At 53.3% G+C, this 15737-nt stretch carries 16 protein-coding genes and 1 tRNA gene; 14 read left to right on the top strand and 3 right to left on the bottom strand.

Going from position 1 to position 15737, the window contains the following annotated elements; all coding sequences use genetic code 11:
• Window positions 1-40 precede the first annotated feature (40 nt).
• The 7 genes from pmbA to erpA all read left to right on the top strand — a co-directional run bounded on the left by pmbA (window position 41) and on the right by erpA (window position 5993).
• Window positions 41-1408: a metalloprotease PmbA gene (pmbA, locus tag CJO09_RS04325; RefSeq protein ID WP_119441207.1), complete on the top strand. Its 1368-nt coding sequence runs from the start codon at window positions 41-43 to the stop codon at window positions 1406-1408.
• Between the two features lie 45 nt (window positions 1409-1453).
• The gene (locus CJO09_RS04320; protein ID WP_119441206.1) at window positions 1454-2557 is read left to right on the top strand and encodes a TRAP transporter substrate-binding protein; all 1104 of its coding nucleotides are present in this window, start codon (window positions 1454-1456) and stop codon (window positions 2555-2557) included.
• A gap of 106 nt (window positions 2558-2663) precedes the next feature.
• Window positions 2664-3092 carry a 50S ribosomal protein L13 gene (rplM, locus tag CJO09_RS04315; protein ID WP_114421239.1) on the top strand — a complete coding sequence of 143 codons (429 nt, stop codon included), beginning with the start codon at window positions 2664-2666 and terminating at the stop codon, window positions 3090-3092.
• A 9-nt stretch (window positions 3093-3101) separates the two neighbouring features.
• Window positions 3102-3494, top strand: coding sequence for a 30S ribosomal protein S9 (gene rpsI, locus CJO09_RS04310; protein ID WP_119441205.1), 393 nt, complete (start codon window positions 3102-3104; stop codon window positions 3492-3494).
• A gap of 181 nt (window positions 3495-3675) precedes the next feature.
• On the top strand, window positions 3676-4734 hold the full coding sequence (argC, locus tag CJO09_RS04305; protein WP_119441204.1) for an N-acetyl-gamma-glutamyl-phosphate reductase: 1059 nt from the start codon (window positions 3676-3678) through the stop codon (window positions 4732-4734).
• Window positions 4735-4809: 75 nt separating this feature from the next.
• On the top strand, window positions 4810-5577 hold the full coding sequence (locus CJO09_RS04300) for a DUF6776 family protein (RefSeq protein ID WP_119441203.1): 768 nt from the start codon (window positions 4810-4812) through the stop codon (window positions 5575-5577).
• 47 nt (window positions 5578-5624) lie between these two features.
• Window positions 5625-5993, top strand: a complete 369-nt coding sequence (erpA, locus tag CJO09_RS04295; RefSeq protein WP_114421370.1) for an iron-sulfur cluster insertion protein ErpA — start codon at window positions 5625-5627, stop codon at window positions 5991-5993.
• A 15-nt stretch (window positions 5994-6008) separates the two neighbouring features.
• Here the strand turns inward: erpA and CJO09_RS04290 are convergent, their stop codons facing one another.
• Window positions 6009-7127: an anhydro-N-acetylmuramic acid kinase gene (locus CJO09_RS04290; RefSeq protein WP_119441202.1), complete on the bottom strand. Its 1119-nt coding sequence runs from the start codon at window positions 7125-7127 to the stop codon at window positions 6009-6011.
• A 12-nt stretch (window positions 7128-7139) separates the two neighbouring features.
• The gene (locus CJO09_RS04285) at window positions 7140-8732 is read right to left on the bottom strand and encodes a M23 family metallopeptidase (RefSeq protein WP_391523621.1); all 1593 of its coding nucleotides are present in this window, start codon (window positions 8730-8732) and stop codon (window positions 7140-7142) included.
• A 46-nt stretch (window positions 8733-8778) separates the two neighbouring features.
• Here CJO09_RS04285 and tyrS point away from each other — a divergent pair, with 46 nt between their 5' ends.
• The 7 genes from tyrS to CJO09_RS04250 all read left to right on the top strand — a co-directional run bounded on the left by tyrS (window position 8779) and on the right by CJO09_RS04250 (window position 14518).
• Window positions 8779-10005: a tyrosine--tRNA ligase gene (gene tyrS / locus CJO09_RS04280; RefSeq protein WP_119441379.1), complete on the top strand. Its 1227-nt coding sequence runs from the start codon at window positions 8779-8781 to the stop codon at window positions 10003-10005.
• 33 nt (window positions 10006-10038) lie between these two features.
• Window positions 10039-10677, top strand: a complete 639-nt coding sequence (locus CJO09_RS04275) for a YbhB/YbcL family Raf kinase inhibitor-like protein (RefSeq protein ID WP_119441201.1) — start codon at window positions 10039-10041, stop codon at window positions 10675-10677.
• A gap of 67 nt (window positions 10678-10744) precedes the next feature.
• Window positions 10745-11989, top strand: coding sequence for a serine hydroxymethyltransferase (glyA, locus tag CJO09_RS04270; RefSeq protein ID WP_114421234.1), 1245 nt, complete (start codon window positions 10745-10747; stop codon window positions 11987-11989).
• A 53-nt stretch (window positions 11990-12042) separates the two neighbouring features.
• A complete protein-coding gene (nrdR, locus tag CJO09_RS04265; protein WP_119441200.1) occupies window positions 12043-12492 on the top strand; it encodes a transcriptional regulator NrdR in 450 nt (149 codons plus the stop codon).
• Window positions 12493-12512: 20 nt separating this feature from the next.
• Complete coding sequence (gene ribD, locus CJO09_RS04260) at window positions 12513-13685, top strand: bifunctional diaminohydroxyphosphoribosylaminopyrimidine deaminase/5-amino-6-(5-phosphoribosylamino)uracil reductase RibD (RefSeq protein ID WP_245961213.1); 1173 nt, start codon at window positions 12513-12515, stop codon at window positions 13683-13685.
• A 52-nt stretch (window positions 13686-13737) separates the two neighbouring features.
• Window positions 13738-14364, top strand: a complete 627-nt coding sequence (locus CJO09_RS04255) for a riboflavin synthase (protein ID WP_119441199.1) — start codon at window positions 13738-13740, stop codon at window positions 14362-14364.
• A 63-nt stretch (window positions 14365-14427) separates the two neighbouring features.
• A tRNA-Ser gene (locus tag CJO09_RS04250) sits at window positions 14428-14518 on the top strand.
• Between the two features lie 47 nt (window positions 14519-14565).
• Here the strand turns inward: CJO09_RS04250 and CJO09_RS04245 are convergent.
• A complete protein-coding gene (locus tag CJO09_RS04245; protein ID WP_119441198.1) occupies window positions 14566-15702 on the bottom strand; it encodes a Fic family protein in 1137 nt (378 codons plus the stop codon).
• Between the last annotated feature and the right edge of the window lie 35 nt (window positions 15703-15737).

The raw sequence follows: 15737 nt of genomic DNA, 5'->3' as shown, positions 1-15737 counted from the left end.
ATTAGCGATATGATAACTGCGTTAAACAAGAAGGGATGTAATGAGCAAAAAATCCAATTTTCATTTACCGGTTAAAAAGAATCAGGCTCGCTTTCAGGAGCTGGTGGCCGAAACGCTCGACTATGCCCGTTCCCTGGGTGCCAGCGATGCCGCCGCCGAGGTCTCCGAAACGCGGGGCTTGTCTGTTTCTGTTCGTAATCAGGATATTGAAACGGTTGAGCAAACCCGAGATCGCTCGCTTGATGTAACGGTATTTGCCGGCACACAGCGGGGTTCGGCTTCAACATCCGATTTTTCCAGAAAAGCACTAAGGGAAACCGTTGATGCGGCATGGCATATTGCCAAGTACACGGCGACCGACCCGGCGGCCGGGTTGCCCGAGGCGGATTTCCTGGCGTTTGAGTATCCTGATCTGGGTCTTTACAAACCCTGGGATTTATCAACCGAAAAAGCGGTTCGAAAAGCTTTGAAGGCCGAGAAAGCGTCACGCGAAGTCAGTCCGCTGATTACCAATACCGACGGCGCGTCGGTAAGCACTTTCGAAGGTCATTTTGTCTTGGGTAATACGCGGGGTTTCATGGGCGGTTTTCCTTACACCCGTCATGGCATCTCGGTGGCGCCCATAGCCGGGCAAGGCGAAAATATGCAGCGCGATTATTGGTATTCAGCGTCGCGTGATCCAAAACAATTGGCCAAAGCGTCGAAGGTGGGGCGTTATGCTGCTCACCGCAGTTTGGCGCGTTTGTCGGCGCGTCGTATCAAAACCGGAAAATATCCGGTTCTGTTTGAAGCGCCCCTGGCCGTTGGTTTGTTAGGGTCTTTGGTGCAGGCCGCCAGTGGCGGGGCGCTATATCGCCGCGCCAGTTTCCTGCTTGATGCATTAGGCAAGCCGGTTATGGCCGACCATCTCGACGTAAAAGAAAACCCACATGTTCCCGGTGGTATGGGCAGCTCACCGTTCGACGATGAGGGTGTGCGCACCACAGCGCGCGATGTGGTTACCGGCGGCGTGTTGAATGGCTATTTCTTGTCCACCTACACAGCACGTAAATTGGGGATGGAAACAACCGGTAATGCAGGCGGGTCGCACAATCTGGTTTTGTCTTCGCGTCTTACCGACCCGAATGACGACTTTCGTGCCATGTTGCGCAAATTGGGAACCGGCCTGCTGGTCACCGAACTGATCGGCCAAGGCGTAAATTATGTGACGGGTGATTATTCGCGCGGCGCGTTTGGTTACTGGGTGGAAAATGGGGAAATTTCCCATGCGGTGCAAGAGTTCACCATCGCCGGGAATCTGGCTGATATGTTGCGTCAAATTGCAGCGGTCGGCGCCGACACAATCACACGTGGATCCAAAACAACGGGGTCTATCCTTATTGAGCGTATGTCCGTGGCGGGTCAGTAAAACGGTTGCCATTCATCGTCGTTTATTTTTCGGAGAATAATCAAAATGAAACGTCGTGCTTTTCTGGGTAAGGCAGGGTTGGGTGCAGTGGCAGGCACAGCCGCCATTGCAGCGCCGGCGATGGCGCAACAGAACCCTAAAATCAGTTGGAAAATGGCGTCAACCTATGGGCCGAATTTGCCGCCTTTGTTCGGGTCGGCTGAAGTTTTTTGCAAAATGATTGAAGAGGCCTCCGGGGGGCAGTTCACTATTCGCTTGTATCCCGGCGGCGAGGTCGTGCCGGGTTTTGGCGTGCTCGATGCCGTTGGCAACCGTACCGTCGATTGTGGTCAATCCGCCTCTTATTACTATTACGGGAAAGACCCTACGCTTTGTTTTGATACGGCTGTTCCATTTGGCTTGAATGCTCGCCAAATGAACGCCTGGATGGATCAGGGTGATGGCCTGAAGCTTATGCGTGAGGTTTTTGCGCCACGGCATATCGTGAATTTCCCCATGGGAAATACCGGCACCCAAATGGGCGGATGGTACCGAAAGGAAATCAAGTCGGTGGCCGACCTGAAAGGTTTGAAAATGCGTACGGCAGGTTTTGCCGGCGAAGTGTTGTCACGTGTGGGCGTTATTCCGCAGCAAATCTCGCCGGGCGACATTTACCCCTCGCTTGAAAAAGGGGCGCTTGATGCCGTCGAGTTTGTGGGTCCACTGGATGATGAAAAGTTGAGTTTGCAACGCGTGGCCAAGTACTACTATTACCCCGGCTGGTGGGAAGGCTCCGCCCAGGTGTCGTTATATGTGAACGAGAAAGCGTATGCTGAATTACCTAAGCAATACCAATCGTTGATTGCACTGGCTTCGCGTTATGCCGGTCAGCAATTATTAACCGATTACGATGCACACAACGCGAATGCTTTGCGGCGCCTGGTGGCGAGTGGGGCCGAATTGCGGGCTTTCCCTGTTGAGGTGCTCGATGCGTGTTACGACGCAGCACAGGAAGTGTATGCCGAATTTAATGCCAAGTATCCGCAGTTCAAAAAGGTGTACGACAACTACATGGGCTTCCGAGATCAAACCATTCCCTGGTTCAGGCTGGCTGAGGGCAGTTACGACAGTTACCTGAACCGCGCGCTGAACCGGGCAAAGCAGCAATAGCTACGCAAAAACAATAATTTATGCTATGATTGTGGGCTTTTCTAGGTAAGGGTACGGGCGAGGAACAACGCTTTGACCCAGTTTTTTTATTTTTTTAGGAACCATCATGAAGACCTTCGTGGCCAAGCCGCATGAAGTCAAACGTGACTGGTACGTGATTGATGCCAAGGGTAAAGTCCTTGGGCGTGTAGCCAGCGAAGTTGCACGTCGCCTGCGCGGCAAGCACAAACCAGAATTCACACCACACGTTGACACCGGCGATTACATCGTCATTATTAACGCAGCCGATATTGTCGTTACCGGTAATAAGGCGCTCGACAAGCGCTACTATCGTCACTCGGGTTATCCCGGCGGTATTACCGAAACCAATTTCGAGAAAATGCAGCAACGTTTCCCCGGTCGTGCTCTCCAGAAAGCCGTGAAAGGCATGTTGCCTAAAGGCCCTCTGGGTTACGCCATGGCCAAGAAACTCAAGATTTACGCCGGCGCCGAGCACCCCCATTCTGCTCAGCAGCCTAAACCGCTCGAAATCTAAGGACAGGTCATGATCGGTAATTGGAATTATGGAACCGGGCGCCGCAAAACGTCAGTCGCTCGTGTGTTCTTGAAAAAAGGTTCAGGCAACATCGTTGTCAACGGTAAGCCTGTTGATGAATACTTCGCTCGTGAAACCGGCCGCATGGTCGTGCGTCAGCCGCTCGAGCTTACCAACCATCTCGAATCGTTCGATTTTCACATCAATGTGCATGGTGGCGGTGAGAGCGGTCAGGCGGGCGCGGTGCGTCATGGTATTACACGTGCGCTCATCGATTACGATGAAACGCTGAAGTCGGTGCTTAAGCAGGCCGGGTTGGTAACACGCGATGCGCGTGAAGTTGAACGTAAGAAAGTGGGCTTCCACAAAGCCCGCCGTCGTAAGCAGTTCAGCAAGCGTTAATTTTCGTGGTGCCTTCAGGGCGGCCTTCCGGCCTCCCCACACAAAAGCCCTGGCGCCGCCGGGGCTTTTGGCATTTTGGCTCGCGCGGGTTGGCAGGGGTAGGCTGAGAATGTCGCGGTGGTTTTTAGATTGCGTTCGCGTCGTTGCATAATGGCGTTAGTTTCTTTTTTTGGGGTTCAGCATGGCAGCAGTTAACGGCAAAAAAATCAAAGTGGGTATTGTTGGTGGTACGGGTTACACCGGCGTTGAGTTGCTGCGTTTGTTATCTTGCCACCCCAATGTTGAGCTCACTGCAATTACGTCGCGCAAAGAGGAAGGAATGCCGGTCGCGCAGATGTATCCTAACTTGCGTGGCCATGTTGACCTGTGCTTTACCACGCCTGAAACATCACCGCTTGAGCAGTGTGATGTTGTGTTTTTTGCCACGCCGCACGGTGTCGCCATGGAGCAGGCCAAAAGCTTGTTGGATCATGGTGTCCGCATCATCGACCTTGCCGCCGATTTTCGTTTGCAAGACACGGTTGCATTCGAGCAGTGGTACAACATGCCCCACACATGCCCTGATATTCTGGCCGAATCGGTGTATGGTTTGGTAGAGTTAAACCGCGAAAAAATTGCCAATGCGCGGGTCGTTGGTAACCCTGGTTGCTATCCTACCACCGTAGTGCTCGGGCTGTTGCCATTGTTGCGCCGGCAGGGTTTAATCGACCCTTCCTACATTATTGCCGATTGCAAATCGGGGGTGTCTGGTGCGGGGCGCAAGGCGTCTGTGCCTACCCTGTTTTCCGAAGCCAGTGATAATTTCAAGGCATACGGCGTAGGCGGGCATCGTCATCACCCTGAAATCACCGAGCAGCTTGAAGGGATTGCCGGGGGCGCAGTGCAGCTTACTTTTCAGCCGCATCTGGTGCCCATGATTCGGGGCATGTTTTCAACAATTTACGTGCGTGTGCAGCCCGACGCCCAGAGCACAGACTTCCAGGCTTTGTACGAGCAACATTATGCCGGTGAGCCCTTTGTTGATGTCATGCCGGCCGGTAGCGCGCCGGAAACGCGTTCGGTGCGCGCTTCAAACCAGCTTCGAATTGCGCTGCAGCGTCCTAACCCGGGTCAGCTTATTATTTTGGTCGTGCAGGATAACCTTGTGAAAGGGGCATCCGGGCAGGCGGTTCAGAATATGAACCTGATGTTTGGTTTGCCTGAAACTACCGGTTTGGACCTGGTAGCTGTTTTGCCTTAGTAATGTGGCCGGCACAGAGCGTGTTTAAGCAGGGTTGGGCCGGAACTCTTTATTCTTTTGGCGGTCAAAATCTGCATGGGTAGCAAACAATCAAACGCTGCGGGGAAACGTCGGTCCGCCAAACGTTCGACGTTCTGGCAGCGTGTCACATGGGTGCTGGTTTGGGTGGTTGCCATGGGGTTGGGTTTTGCTGCGGGTCAGCATACTCAGTTGGGCCAGGCTGCCAAGCAGTACGCTAACCTTCAAACCGATTTCGATATCACAGTTGCCCAACTGCGTTACGACATGTCCAAGTTGGCCGCCGAGAAAGAGGCATTGCAAAGCCGGTTGTCGGTAGAGCAGAGTACACGTCGTAGCCTGGAAGAATCGATTCAGCGTGCTCAGGGCGACTTGGCCAAAGCGAACGAACGGTTGGCTTTTTATGATCAGCTCTTGCCGCCTGGGCCGTCTGGTTCGGTGAGTATTCGAGCGCTTAGTATTCAACCGAACGGTGCATTTCTGGCGTATCGTGTACTGTTAACGCGCAACGCGCAGCCTGGCAGTGAGTTTAATGGCCATGTTGAGTTTGTGGCTAATGGAGAAAAAAATGGTGAAAGCGTTAAAATAGCGTTAAACCCAGCAACCGGTCAGGCTGGTGAAGCGTCGGTCGCGGCAAGTACTGCGCAGCCTCTTCCCGTAAGCTTCGACCAGTTCCAGCGTTTGGAAGGCTTGCTAAGTATGCCGGAAGGTTTAAGTCTTACCTCTGTTACGCTGAATATTATTGAAGAAGGGGCGGTTCGGGTTTCCCGGTCTGTTAACTTTCCCGGCCCCGACGCCTCAACCGAAACCGATGAAACTTCATGATGTGTTCATGAATGATTAACGCGGCATGCGCCGCACTGGAGTATCAAATGAGCAATGTGACTGAATCCGTCGATTTGCAAACCCCACCTCCTCCTTTGGTGTTTACCGACGCCGCTGCGGCCAAGGTAAAAGATCTGTTGGCTGAAGAAGGTAACCCCGAGCTCAAATTGCGGGTTTTCGTGCAGGGCGGAGGGTGCTCGGGTTTCCAGTATGGGTTTACGTTCGATGAAGTGATCAACGAAGATGACACCGCAATCGACAAGGAAGGCGTGCAGTTATTAATCGACCCCATGAGCTTCCAGTATTTGTTTGGCGCTGAAATCGATTACAAAGACGATCTCGAAGGGGCTCAGTTTGTTATTCGTAATCCGAATGCCACGTCAACTTGTGGCTGCGGCTCTTCGTTCGCGGCTTAAGCCGGGCAGGTTGCGTTAAGCGTAGTAGCGGCAGCCCAGAATAGTGGGGTGCCGCGCGCCCGTTACGTCGGGTAAAGCGGCTTTGTGGCCTGTGTCATAGGCCCAGGCCAGCCATGCAAAAGCCAGAGCCTCTACATGTTGCGCATCTATGCCCAGTTCCGAGGTGCTTCGAACTGGGCATTTTAATTGGGCTTGTAATACCTGCATCAGCGTGTCATTTAAGGCGCCGCCTCCACACACTAATACCTCTTGCGTGGCGGATGCGTAACACTCAATGGAAGTGGCGACGGTTTTTGCTGTTAGAGCCAACAATGTGGCCTGAACATCGACTGGGCGCAAAGAAACGTTATTATTTGAGCCCGTCCATTCTTCCAGCCGCTGGGTAAGCCAATTTGCGTTAAACAAATCACGACCGGTTGATTTCGGCGGTGCTTTGGCAAACCACGGTTCGCTACCTATTAAATATTCAAGTAGATCGTTCGATACCATGCCTTGCGCCGCCCACGCCCCATGGGCGTCGAAAGGTTGTTTCATATGGCGCTCACACCAGTAGTCCATTAAAACATTGGCGGGCCCCGTGTCGAAGCCTGTTACGGGTTTGCCCGGGTGTAGTCGAGTGATATTGGCGATGCCCCCCAGGTTAACGATTGTGCGTCGGGTGGCATTCGAAAGTAGCGCCTGATGGAAGGCGGGAACCAGTGGTGCTCCATGCCCGCCCGCAGCAATATCACGAGAGCGGAAGTCGGCAATGACATCGATATCTGTTGCTTCAGCCAGATGGGCGGGAGCGTTGAGCTGGATTGTGAAGCCCAAGTCGGGTCGGTGTCGCACGGTTTGCCCATGGGCGCCAATTGCGCGGATGTCGGTTGCGGTGAAATGTGTCGCCTGCAACAGTTGTACGCACGCGGTGTGGTAAAGCTTTGCTAACGCCAGGCTTGCTTCAGCCGCCCGATGCAATTCATTGTCTCCGGGGGAGTTAAGCGCAAGCAGTGTGGTGCGAAGGCTGGGCGGCATGGCCAGCGCAACTGCTTTGATGAGCTTGGGTTGGGAGGGGGTGGCGAAATCCGCCAGCACCGCATCGACGCCGTCGGTGCTGGTGCCGGACATTAGGCCAATATACAAATGCCCGGCCACTGGTTTCAAACCTTAGTTATTTCCAGCTTGGGCAACCTGCATTTCGCTGTCGATACCGCTTTGGCCTGCGTCTTGCAGTGCGGCCAGTAAAGTGAAGTGGTTGCGATAGTTATCCAGGGTCGACTGGAAAGCCGCCATTTGAGTTTTGGTAAGTGCTTCAGCAACGGGAAGGTCGATGGATAAGGGATCAACCGGTTTGCCGTTCACACGAAACTCGTAGTGAAGGTGCGGCCCGGTGGCCCAACCCGTTGAACCTACATAGCCAATTAGTTGGCCTTGTTCAACACGTGTACCCTTGCGAATGCCTTTGGCAATACGGTGCTGGTGGGCGTAATACGTTGTGATATTGTTTTTGTGCTTCAGAATAATAATGTTGCCAAAGCCGCGCTGTTTGCCGGCAAACTGCACAACGCCGTCGGCGGTGGCATGAATGGGGGTTCCGGTGGGCGCGGCGTAATCGACCCCATTGTGGCTGCGCCAGCTACCGTGAATGGGGTGGCGTCGCTTGCCGAAATTGGAACTGACGCGTGAAAACTTCAGTGCGTTGCGCAAGAACGCGCCTTTCAGGCTTTTGCCGTCGAAATCATAATAGCCGCCCGAGCCATTTTCGGGTTCGAACCAAATGGCGTCATAGGTTTTTTTGCCGTTGTTGAACTCCAGCGCCAAAATACGGCCGGAACCCACTTCCTTGCCTTGATGGGAATGGGTTTCATACACCAGACGGAAACGATCGCCTTTACGCAGGTCGCGAATAAAGTCGATTTTGCTGCCCAGAATTTCGGCCATTTGGAATGTGATGGCATCGGGGATGTCGGCCGCATCGGTTGCGCCAAACAGCGATGAAACAATTTCCCCTTCCGCAATTCGCATTTGGGTTTCGGTGGCTTCCGCCAGCTCAAGGGCCACAAAGCCGTTGTCGTTGTCGGGGCGGATTTCCAGCCATTTTGAAACGAATTCCCCGTTGTCTTTGGTGCCTGGGGTATGGTAATAGCGCAGCCATTTCATGCTGCCATCGGCATTCAGCGCAGCCTGTACCGTACGCCCGGGATACAACTTGTAAATAGAGCGAGCATCTTTGTTCTGGATAAGGAACTGCTGCAGATTGGCTTCCTGAACATTCAGGCGTTGCAATAAAGCAGCCAAGGTATCGCCCGGTTGAATGCGTGTTTCATCGATAAAAGGCGCTGAATTGGCAATTTGGCCGGGTTCAGGGAAAGGGGAGGGAAGGCTGAGCGTTTCGCGGGCTTGATATACTGGCGGCGTTGATTCGCTGATAGGCTTCACGACGGCCAGTGCCCCGGCGGCGGCAAAAAGGCCTAGTGCTACAAGCACAAGGCCACCGGTAATGTAATGATGCGTGGGTTTGTCTGCGTGCTTTCTGGGCATATTCGGCTTCAGGTAAGGTTTGTTCCAGCGCAAGTTGCGCGAATCAAAGCTTAAAATAGGTATTAATGCAGTTTGCAAACCCTGCAAGAAAGCGTGCGGGCCAAGAAAATAGGGGGCTCGCAACAGAGCCTCAACTGGGTGCTTGGCCAGCAATGGAAAGAGCGTGGTGGGTTTGCAACGGATGCGTGTTGTATTAACACGATATGCTATCGCATTCACTTGCTTTTTTCGAGTATTTTTTTGCAAATTTTTTTACGGTAACGTCATGTCATCCACAGAAGTCACTTTATCCCCTGAATTAGAAGAAGATTTGCGCGTAGTTAAGCGAGGATGCGATGAGTTGTTGGTAGAAAGCGAATTTGTAAAAAAATTGGCACGCAGTCGTGAAACGGGCCAGCCATTACGGATCAAGTTAGGTTTGGACCCCACCGCACCTGATATTCACCTGGGCCATACAGTGGTCTTGAATAAACTTCGCCAGTTGCAAGACTTGGGGCACACCGTTATTTTTCTCATTGGCGACTTTACGTCCATGATTGGCGATCCCAGTGGTCGCAATGCCACCCGCCCGCCTCTAACGGCCGAGCAAATTCAGGAAAACGCCCAAACTTATTACGCCCAGGCCAGCCTGGTGCTGGACCCGGAGCGCACGGAAGTTCGCTACAACTCTGAATGGTGCGATCCGTTGGGTGCGCGCGGCATGATTCAGCTTGCCTCGCGCTATACCGTAGCCCGGATGATGGAACGGGAAGACTTCACCCGGCGGTTCAAATCGGGTATTCCCATTTCCGTGCACGAATTTTTGTACCCGCTGATGCAGGGCTATGATTCGGTGGCGTTGAAGGCCGATCTGGAATTGGGGGGCACCGATCAGAAGTTCAACCTGTTGGTGGGTCGCGAGTTGCAGAAAGAGTATGGGCAAGAGGCCCAATGCATTCTCACCATGCCTTTGCTGGAAGGAACCGATGGTGTCGACAAGATGTCGAAATCCAAAGGGAATTACATTGGTATTTCTGAATCACCCGACTCCATGTTCGGCAAGCTTATGTCGATTTCCGACACCCTTATGTGGCGTTATTTTGAATTATTGTCTTTCCGCTCTGAAGACGAAATCAGTTTGTTGCAAAAACAGGTTGAAGAAGGCGCCAATCCGCGCAATATAAAGGTGATGCTGGCGCAGGAAATTGTGACCCGCTTTCACACGCAAACGGATGCACACGAAGCGCTCGCCCGCTTCGAGGCGCGCTTTCGAGACGGCGTCATACCCGACGATATGCCGGAGGTGGGTCTGGATGGGGCGCCCAAAGGTATTTTGAAGGTATTGCGTGAAGCTGGTTTGGTGGCATCGGGGTCGGAGGCCCAGCGCAATGTTGAGCAAGGCGGCGTGAAGGTTGACGGTAGCCGCGTGGACGACAAAGCCTTACAACTGAGCGCCGGCACATATGTTATTCAAGTAGGTAAGCGCAAGTTCGCACGCGTTACCCTGGCTTAATCTGAAGCAAGGTACAAAAGCAAGGAGGTTTGCATGAAACTGAGCAGCACATCATTTGCCGATCAAAAGTGGATTCCCGAGCGTTACGCCTTTTGCAAGGTCGATAGCAACGCCCCCATTGCGCTGTCCGACAATGTTAATCCGCAGTTGGCGTGGGCCGATGTACCTGAAGGTACGCGTTCTTTTGTTTTAATTTGTCACGACCCCGACGTACCCAGCAAACCCGACGACGTCAATCAGGAAGGCCGCGAAGTGCCGGCCGATTTGCCGCGCGTTGATTTCTACCATTGGGTGTTGGTGGATATTGCTTCGAACGTGCGCGAGATTAAAGAGGGGGAGTATTGCGACAGCATTACACCGCGCGGTAAAGGCGGCCCCGTGGCGCCGAACAATACACGTCAGGGTACCAATAACTACACGCAATGGTTCGCGGAAGACCGTGACATGAATGGCGACTACTTTGGTTACGACGGCCCTTGCCCGCCCTGGAACGATGCTATTGTGCATCGTTATGTTTTTACCGTGTACGCGCTGGATATCGAAACCGTTCCGGTTGATAACGCTTTTACCGGTCCCGACGTTCTGCAGGCCATTGAGGGCCATGTGCTTGGCAAAGCCAGCACGACAGGTCTGTACAGCCTTAACCCGAAGTTACGTGAGGCGGCGGCTTAAAGCCAAACCACGGTACAATTTCGGCTTTTACTGATCGCAATTTATTGCGCGCCTTTAGGATTGATTCATGTTTGACCGCTCCCGTACGCTTGATCAAGTTGACCCCGATTTGTGGGCCGCGATTCAAAAAGAGAATGTTCGTCAGGAACAGCATATCGAGCTGATCGCTTCCGAGAACTACACCAGCCCGGCCGTCATGCAGGCGCAGGGTTCGCAGCTGACCAATAAATATGCTGAGGGTTACCCGGGCAAGCGCTATTACGGCGGTTGCGAGTATGTTGACATCGTGGAGCAAATGGCCATCGACCGGCTGAAAGCGCTGTTCGGTGCGGAAGCGGCAAACGTACAGCCCAACTCCGGCTCGCAGGCCAACCAGGGTGTGTACATGGCGGTGCTTAAACCCGGTGATACCGTGCTGGGTATGAATTTGGCGGAAGGGGGTCACCTAACCCATGGTTCACCGGTGAATGCGTCGGGCAAGCTGTATAACTTCATTCCTTATGGTTTGAATGAAAAAGAGGAAATCGACTACGACAAGCTGGAAGCGCTGGCCAAAGAACATAAACCCAAGTTGCTGGTTGGTGGCGCGTCGGCTTATGCTTTGCGTATCGATTTCGAGCGCATGGCGCGTATCGCACACGACAACGGCGCTTTGTTCATGGTCGACATTGCCCATTACGCCGGTTTGGTGGCCGGTGGCGCGTATCCCAACCCGTGCCCTCATGCCGACTTCGTCACCTCAACCACGCATAAATCGCTGCGCGGTCCTCGTGGCGGCGTCATTATGATGAAGGCCGAGTACGAAAAAATCATCAATTCGGCCATTTTCCCCGGCATTCAAGGCGGCCCGCTGATGCACGTTATTGCCGGTAAGGCAGTGGCTTTCCAGGAAGCCTTGCAACCGGAATTCAAAACGTATGCCGCCCAGGTTGTGAAAAACGCCGATGTGCTGGCGAAAACCCTGGTGGAACGTGGTCTGCGTATTGTGTCCGGCCGTACCGAAAGTCATGTCATGCTGGTTGATTTGCGTGCCAAAGGCATTACCGGCAAACTGGCTGAGGCAGCTTTGGGCGAAGCGCATATTACGGTTAACAAGAATGCCATTCCGAACGATCCGGAAAAACCTTTTGTGACCAGCGGTGTTCGTCTGGGCACACCGGCGATGACCACCCGTGGTTTCAAAGAAGCCGAAGCCGAACTCACCGGCCATTTAATTGCCGATGTGCTCGACAACCCCGAAAATGAAACCGTTATTTCCGACGTACGTGCCCGTGTGAACGAGCTTACTGCGCGTTTGCCGGTTTATCGTTAAACCTTATCAAGGAAAGGTCGGCTTGTTGCGGGTAGGGCAAGCCGTTACACACCATGAAATGCCCGTTCTGTCACAGCGCCGACACACAGGTTATTGACTCCCGTGTTTCGGAAGAAGGCGACACCATCCGTCGGCGTCGCCGTTGTTCGGCCTGTGACCGTCGTTTTACCACTTATGAGCGGGTGGAGCTCACCATGCCGGCCGTGGTGAAACGCAACGGTACAAGGTCGGAATTCGATATTGAAAAGTTGCGGGCCAGCTTGAAGCTGGCTTTACGCAAACGGCCGGTTAGCACCGAAGAGGTTGATGCAGCGGTAGCCCGTATTGAAGAATCTTTGCTCACCAGCGGCAAGCGTGAAGTACCCTCGGGTTTCCTGGGTGAACTGGTCATGAATGAACTAATTAAATTGGACCAGGTTGCTTACGTGCGTTTTGCGTCGGTGTACAAGAGCTTTGAAGACATTAACGAATTCGTAAAAGCCATTGATGAAATCAAAGGCTAATTCCGGTACCGTCTTGCACTATGGTTGAGCCTTCCCTTACCGAACATCAGGCCCCCCCCGGCGCCGACGACGCCTATTGGATGCTGCTGGCTATTGAGCTAAGTCGTGAGGTGTTGTACTTAACCGCCCCCAACCCCCGTGTGGCGTGTTTAATTGTTAAAGACAACCAACTGCTTGCTGCGGGTGTGACGCAGCAGGCCGGTGGGCCCCATGCCGAGGTCATGGCGTTGCGTCAGGCTCAAACACGCGGGCACAACGTGGCCGGTACCACCATTTACGTTACGCTGGAACCCTGCAGTCATTATGGTCGTACCCCGCCTTGTGTGGATGCGCTCGTTCAGGCTCAGCCGGCGCGCGTGGTCGTGGCTATGCCGGATCCCAACCCGCTGGTGGCAGGGCAGGGCTTTGGTCGCTTGCGTGAAGCGGGCATACAGGTGCAAGCGCCTATATGCGCAGAACAGGCGCTTGAGGTGAACCCAGGGTTTGTGTCGCGCATGACGCGCAACAGGCCTTGGGTATGGTTGAAGTCGGCCGTTTCGATAGACGGGCAAATTGCTTTGGCCAACGGGCTGTCGCAATGGATTACCGGGCCGCAGGCACGGGCCGACGGCCACCATTGGCGTGCGCGAAGCAGCGTGGTGTTAACCGGCTTGCGCACCGTGCTGGCCGACGACCCGCAAATGACGGTGCGCGATGTTGAAACCCCACGTCAACCCATCCGTGCCGTTGTGGACACCCGTTTCGAAATACCTGAAACGGCACGTATTCTAAACGGTTCACCCACCTGGATTTTTACGTGTCACCACGATGCCGACAAGGCGCAACGTTTAGCCGAGCGGCAAGTGCAAACAGTTGTGATGCCCGAGCGTGACGGCCGTGTTGATTTGGCCGCGGTGCTGCAATGGATGGGGCATAACGACGTGAATGAAGTGCATGTGGAAGGCGGTGCCAGTTTGCATGGTGCGTTGCTGGAAGCCGGGCTGGCCGATGAGTTGCTGGTGTATATGGCCCCAAAAATTCTGGGAGCTGGGCGCGGGATGTTTACCATTCCCATGCGTCAATCGTTAGCCGATCAAGATGATTTCCGGTTTGTAGAGCAGGCGGCGTTGGGTGACGACATCCGCCTGCGTTTGCGGCACCAGGGGCACTGGCAGGCCTTGGTGCATAGCGTTTCCCAAGTTCCACAAACTTAGATTAACCGTAAAGCTAACGACACCGTTTCGTTAGCAGGTAACAGGAGTAGTTATGTTTACAGGCATTGTGGCCGCTGTTGGGGCCATTACCCAGGTAACCCCGTTGCAGGAAGGTAATGAAAATGCGGGTGTGCGGCTAACTATTTCCGCCGGTGACTTACCGTTGAAAGAAACCAAGCTGGGCGATTCCATTGCCATTCAAGGCGCGTGCATGACGGTGGTGTCTTTAACCGACAGTAGCTTCGACGTGGATGTGTCTCGTGAAAGTTTGAATAAAACAGCCGGGTTGGACAAACCGGGTGAAGTGAACCTGGAACACGCTTTGCGCGTGGGCGATTCGTTGGACGGCCACCTGGTGTCCGGCCATGTAGACGGCCTGGGTACTGTGGCAAAGTTTTCCCCGGTGGGCGAGTCGTGGGATTTGCGCATTGACGTGCCCCCGCACCTGGCAAAGTATTTGGCCTATAAAGGTTCAATTACCGTTAACGGCGTGAGCTTAACGGTGAACAGCGTGCAAGACGACGCCCAAGGCGGATGCCGGATTAGTATTAATTTAATTCCGCATACGGTGCAGGTCACCACGTTAAAGCACCTGAAACCGGGCTATTCGGTGAACCTGGAAGTGGATACCATTGCCCGTTATGTTGAGCGGATGTTAAGCGTTCAGAAGGCCGGCTGATGCAGCAGAAGTCATTTTTCTGTTAGAATGGCGGACTTCACTTTGGTGGTTGATAGTGAAAAAGGACAGGTGGCCGAGTGGTTGAAGGCGCACGCCTGGAAAGCGTGTATACGTTCAAAGCGTATCGGGGGTTCGAATCCCCCTCTGTCCGCCAGGATATAAGCCCTTGGTTTTTAGGAACCAAGGGCTTTTTTATCGTACCTACACGCGTACCAGTTTGAGTAATGGCTCGAATGCATACAGGGCCGGGCGGCGCCCAGCTGGTTCCTCAATGACGCTAAGAAGATTTTTCTCCACTAGTACCCGAGTAAACCGCGCGGCAGTGGCCGAAGGTATACCGCTTGTTCGGGTGAATCGGCTGTTTCGAAATACTGGGTTTGTGAAAACGAAGTCTAGGGCATTGACGCTCCACTTCGATGCAAGTACCTCACTGAACTCCTGTTTCATAGTTTCGTAGAGAGTGCGTATGTTCTCGGAGATCTCCAGGTTTCTGTAGGCTTGCTTCTCAACCGCTTCAAGAAAGAATGCGCACCACCCGGTCCACTCTCCGCTCTTCGATACATCCCGTAGCCTGTCTATATACTCGTCTTTATGCTCTTCCAGGAAACCACTAATGTAGAAATGTGGCGCGGATATAACTTCCGAGCGCCACAGAAGTAGGGTGATAATCATGCGTCCTATACGGCCGTTTCCATCCTTGAAAGGGTGGAGGGCTTCAAACTCGACATGCGATAAAGCTGCTTTTATCAGGGGCACATCCTTACTGTTCTCAATATAATCGAACAATAAATCCATGCCGTCTTGTAGCCGTTCCGGGCTGATTGGAACGAACAGAATGTTCTTTTTCTGACGGTCGGCAAGGTAGTTCTGTTCTGTCTTGAATTGACCTGGCGATTTGGTTGCTCCCCGGCCCCAAGACAACAATGTTTGATGGGCCATTCTGATTAATTGTTGACTTAAGGGTTGCCCAGATTCAATTGCTTGCTGGGCCCCTTTCAGCGCACGCTGATATAAGAATGTTTCGACGACCTCTGACCTAGCGTTAGGCGCCCCAACTCCCTCAGCTTCGAAATCAGCCTCGTACTTTAAAATCTCATCCATTGTGCTTACTGTGCCTTCCATTCGGGATGAAATGACTGCCTCTTGGTTCCGCAGCGGAGCCAGTAGAATCTCACTGTTGTGCATGTTCTTTAGCATTTGGTCGTACCTGGCTAGGGCATCGGTGGCACTGACCAGTTGAGCAACTAAAGATGCATAGTTGATAGAATTTGGAGGGAACTCGCCGTAGTGATAGTTCACAGCGTTGTCGAGGTTGAGTCCCGAGGCTTGAGCTTGCATGGCGTTTGCGCTAGTTTTGTTGTGAATAATTTAAT

This window comes from Neopusillimonas maritima (assembly GCF_003576595.1).
Lineage (GTDB): Bacteria > Pseudomonadota > Gammaproteobacteria > Burkholderiales > Burkholderiaceae_B > Neopusillimonas > Neopusillimonas maritima.
This window is presented reverse-complemented; position numbering and strand designations above follow the sequence as displayed.

Bases quoted from the DNA above. Each gene is read 5' to 3' on its own strand.
- CJO09_RS04245 (WP_119441198.1), bottom strand. From the start codon at position 15,702: ATGCAAGCTCAAGCCTCGGGACTCAACCTCGACAACGCTGTGAACTAT.
- CJO09_RS04320 (WP_119441206.1), top strand. From the start codon at position 1,454: ATGAAACGTCGTGCTTTTCTGGGTAAGGCAGGGTTGGGTGCAGTGGCA.
- argC (WP_119441204.1), top strand. From the start codon at position 3,676: ATGGCAGCAGTTAACGGCAAAAAAATCAAAGTGGGTATTGTTGGTGGT.
- glyA (WP_114421234.1), top strand. From the start codon at position 10,745: ATGTTTGACCGCTCCCGTACGCTTGATCAAGTTGACCCCGATTTGTGG.
- rplM (WP_114421239.1), top strand. From the start codon at position 2,664: ATGAAGACCTTCGTGGCCAAGCCGCATGAAGTCAAACGTGACTGGTAC.
- erpA (WP_114421370.1), top strand. From the start codon at position 5,625: ATGAGCAATGTGACTGAATCCGTCGATTTGCAAACCCCACCTCCTCCT.
- rpsI (WP_119441205.1), top strand. From the start codon at position 3,102: ATGATCGGTAATTGGAATTATGGAACCGGGCGCCGCAAAACGTCAGTC.
- CJO09_RS04300 (WP_119441203.1), top strand. From the start codon at position 4,810: ATGGGTAGCAAACAATCAAACGCTGCGGGGAAACGTCGGTCCGCCAAA.
- tyrS (WP_119441379.1), top strand. From the start codon at position 8,779: ATGTCATCCACAGAAGTCACTTTATCCCCTGAATTAGAAGAAGATTTG.
- pmbA (WP_119441207.1), top strand. From the start codon at position 41: ATGAGCAAAAAATCCAATTTTCATTTACCGGTTAAAAAGAATCAGGCT.
- ribD (WP_245961213.1), top strand. From the start codon at position 12,513: ATGGTTGAGCCTTCCCTTACCGAACATCAGGCCCCCCCCGGCGCCGAC.
- CJO09_RS04255 (WP_119441199.1), top strand. From the start codon at position 13,738: ATGTTTACAGGCATTGTGGCCGCTGTTGGGGCCATTACCCAGGTAACC.
- nrdR (WP_119441200.1), top strand. From the start codon at position 12,043: ATGAAATGCCCGTTCTGTCACAGCGCCGACACACAGGTTATTGACTCC.
- CJO09_RS04275 (WP_119441201.1), top strand. From the start codon at position 10,039: ATGAAACTGAGCAGCACATCATTTGCCGATCAAAAGTGGATTCCCGAG.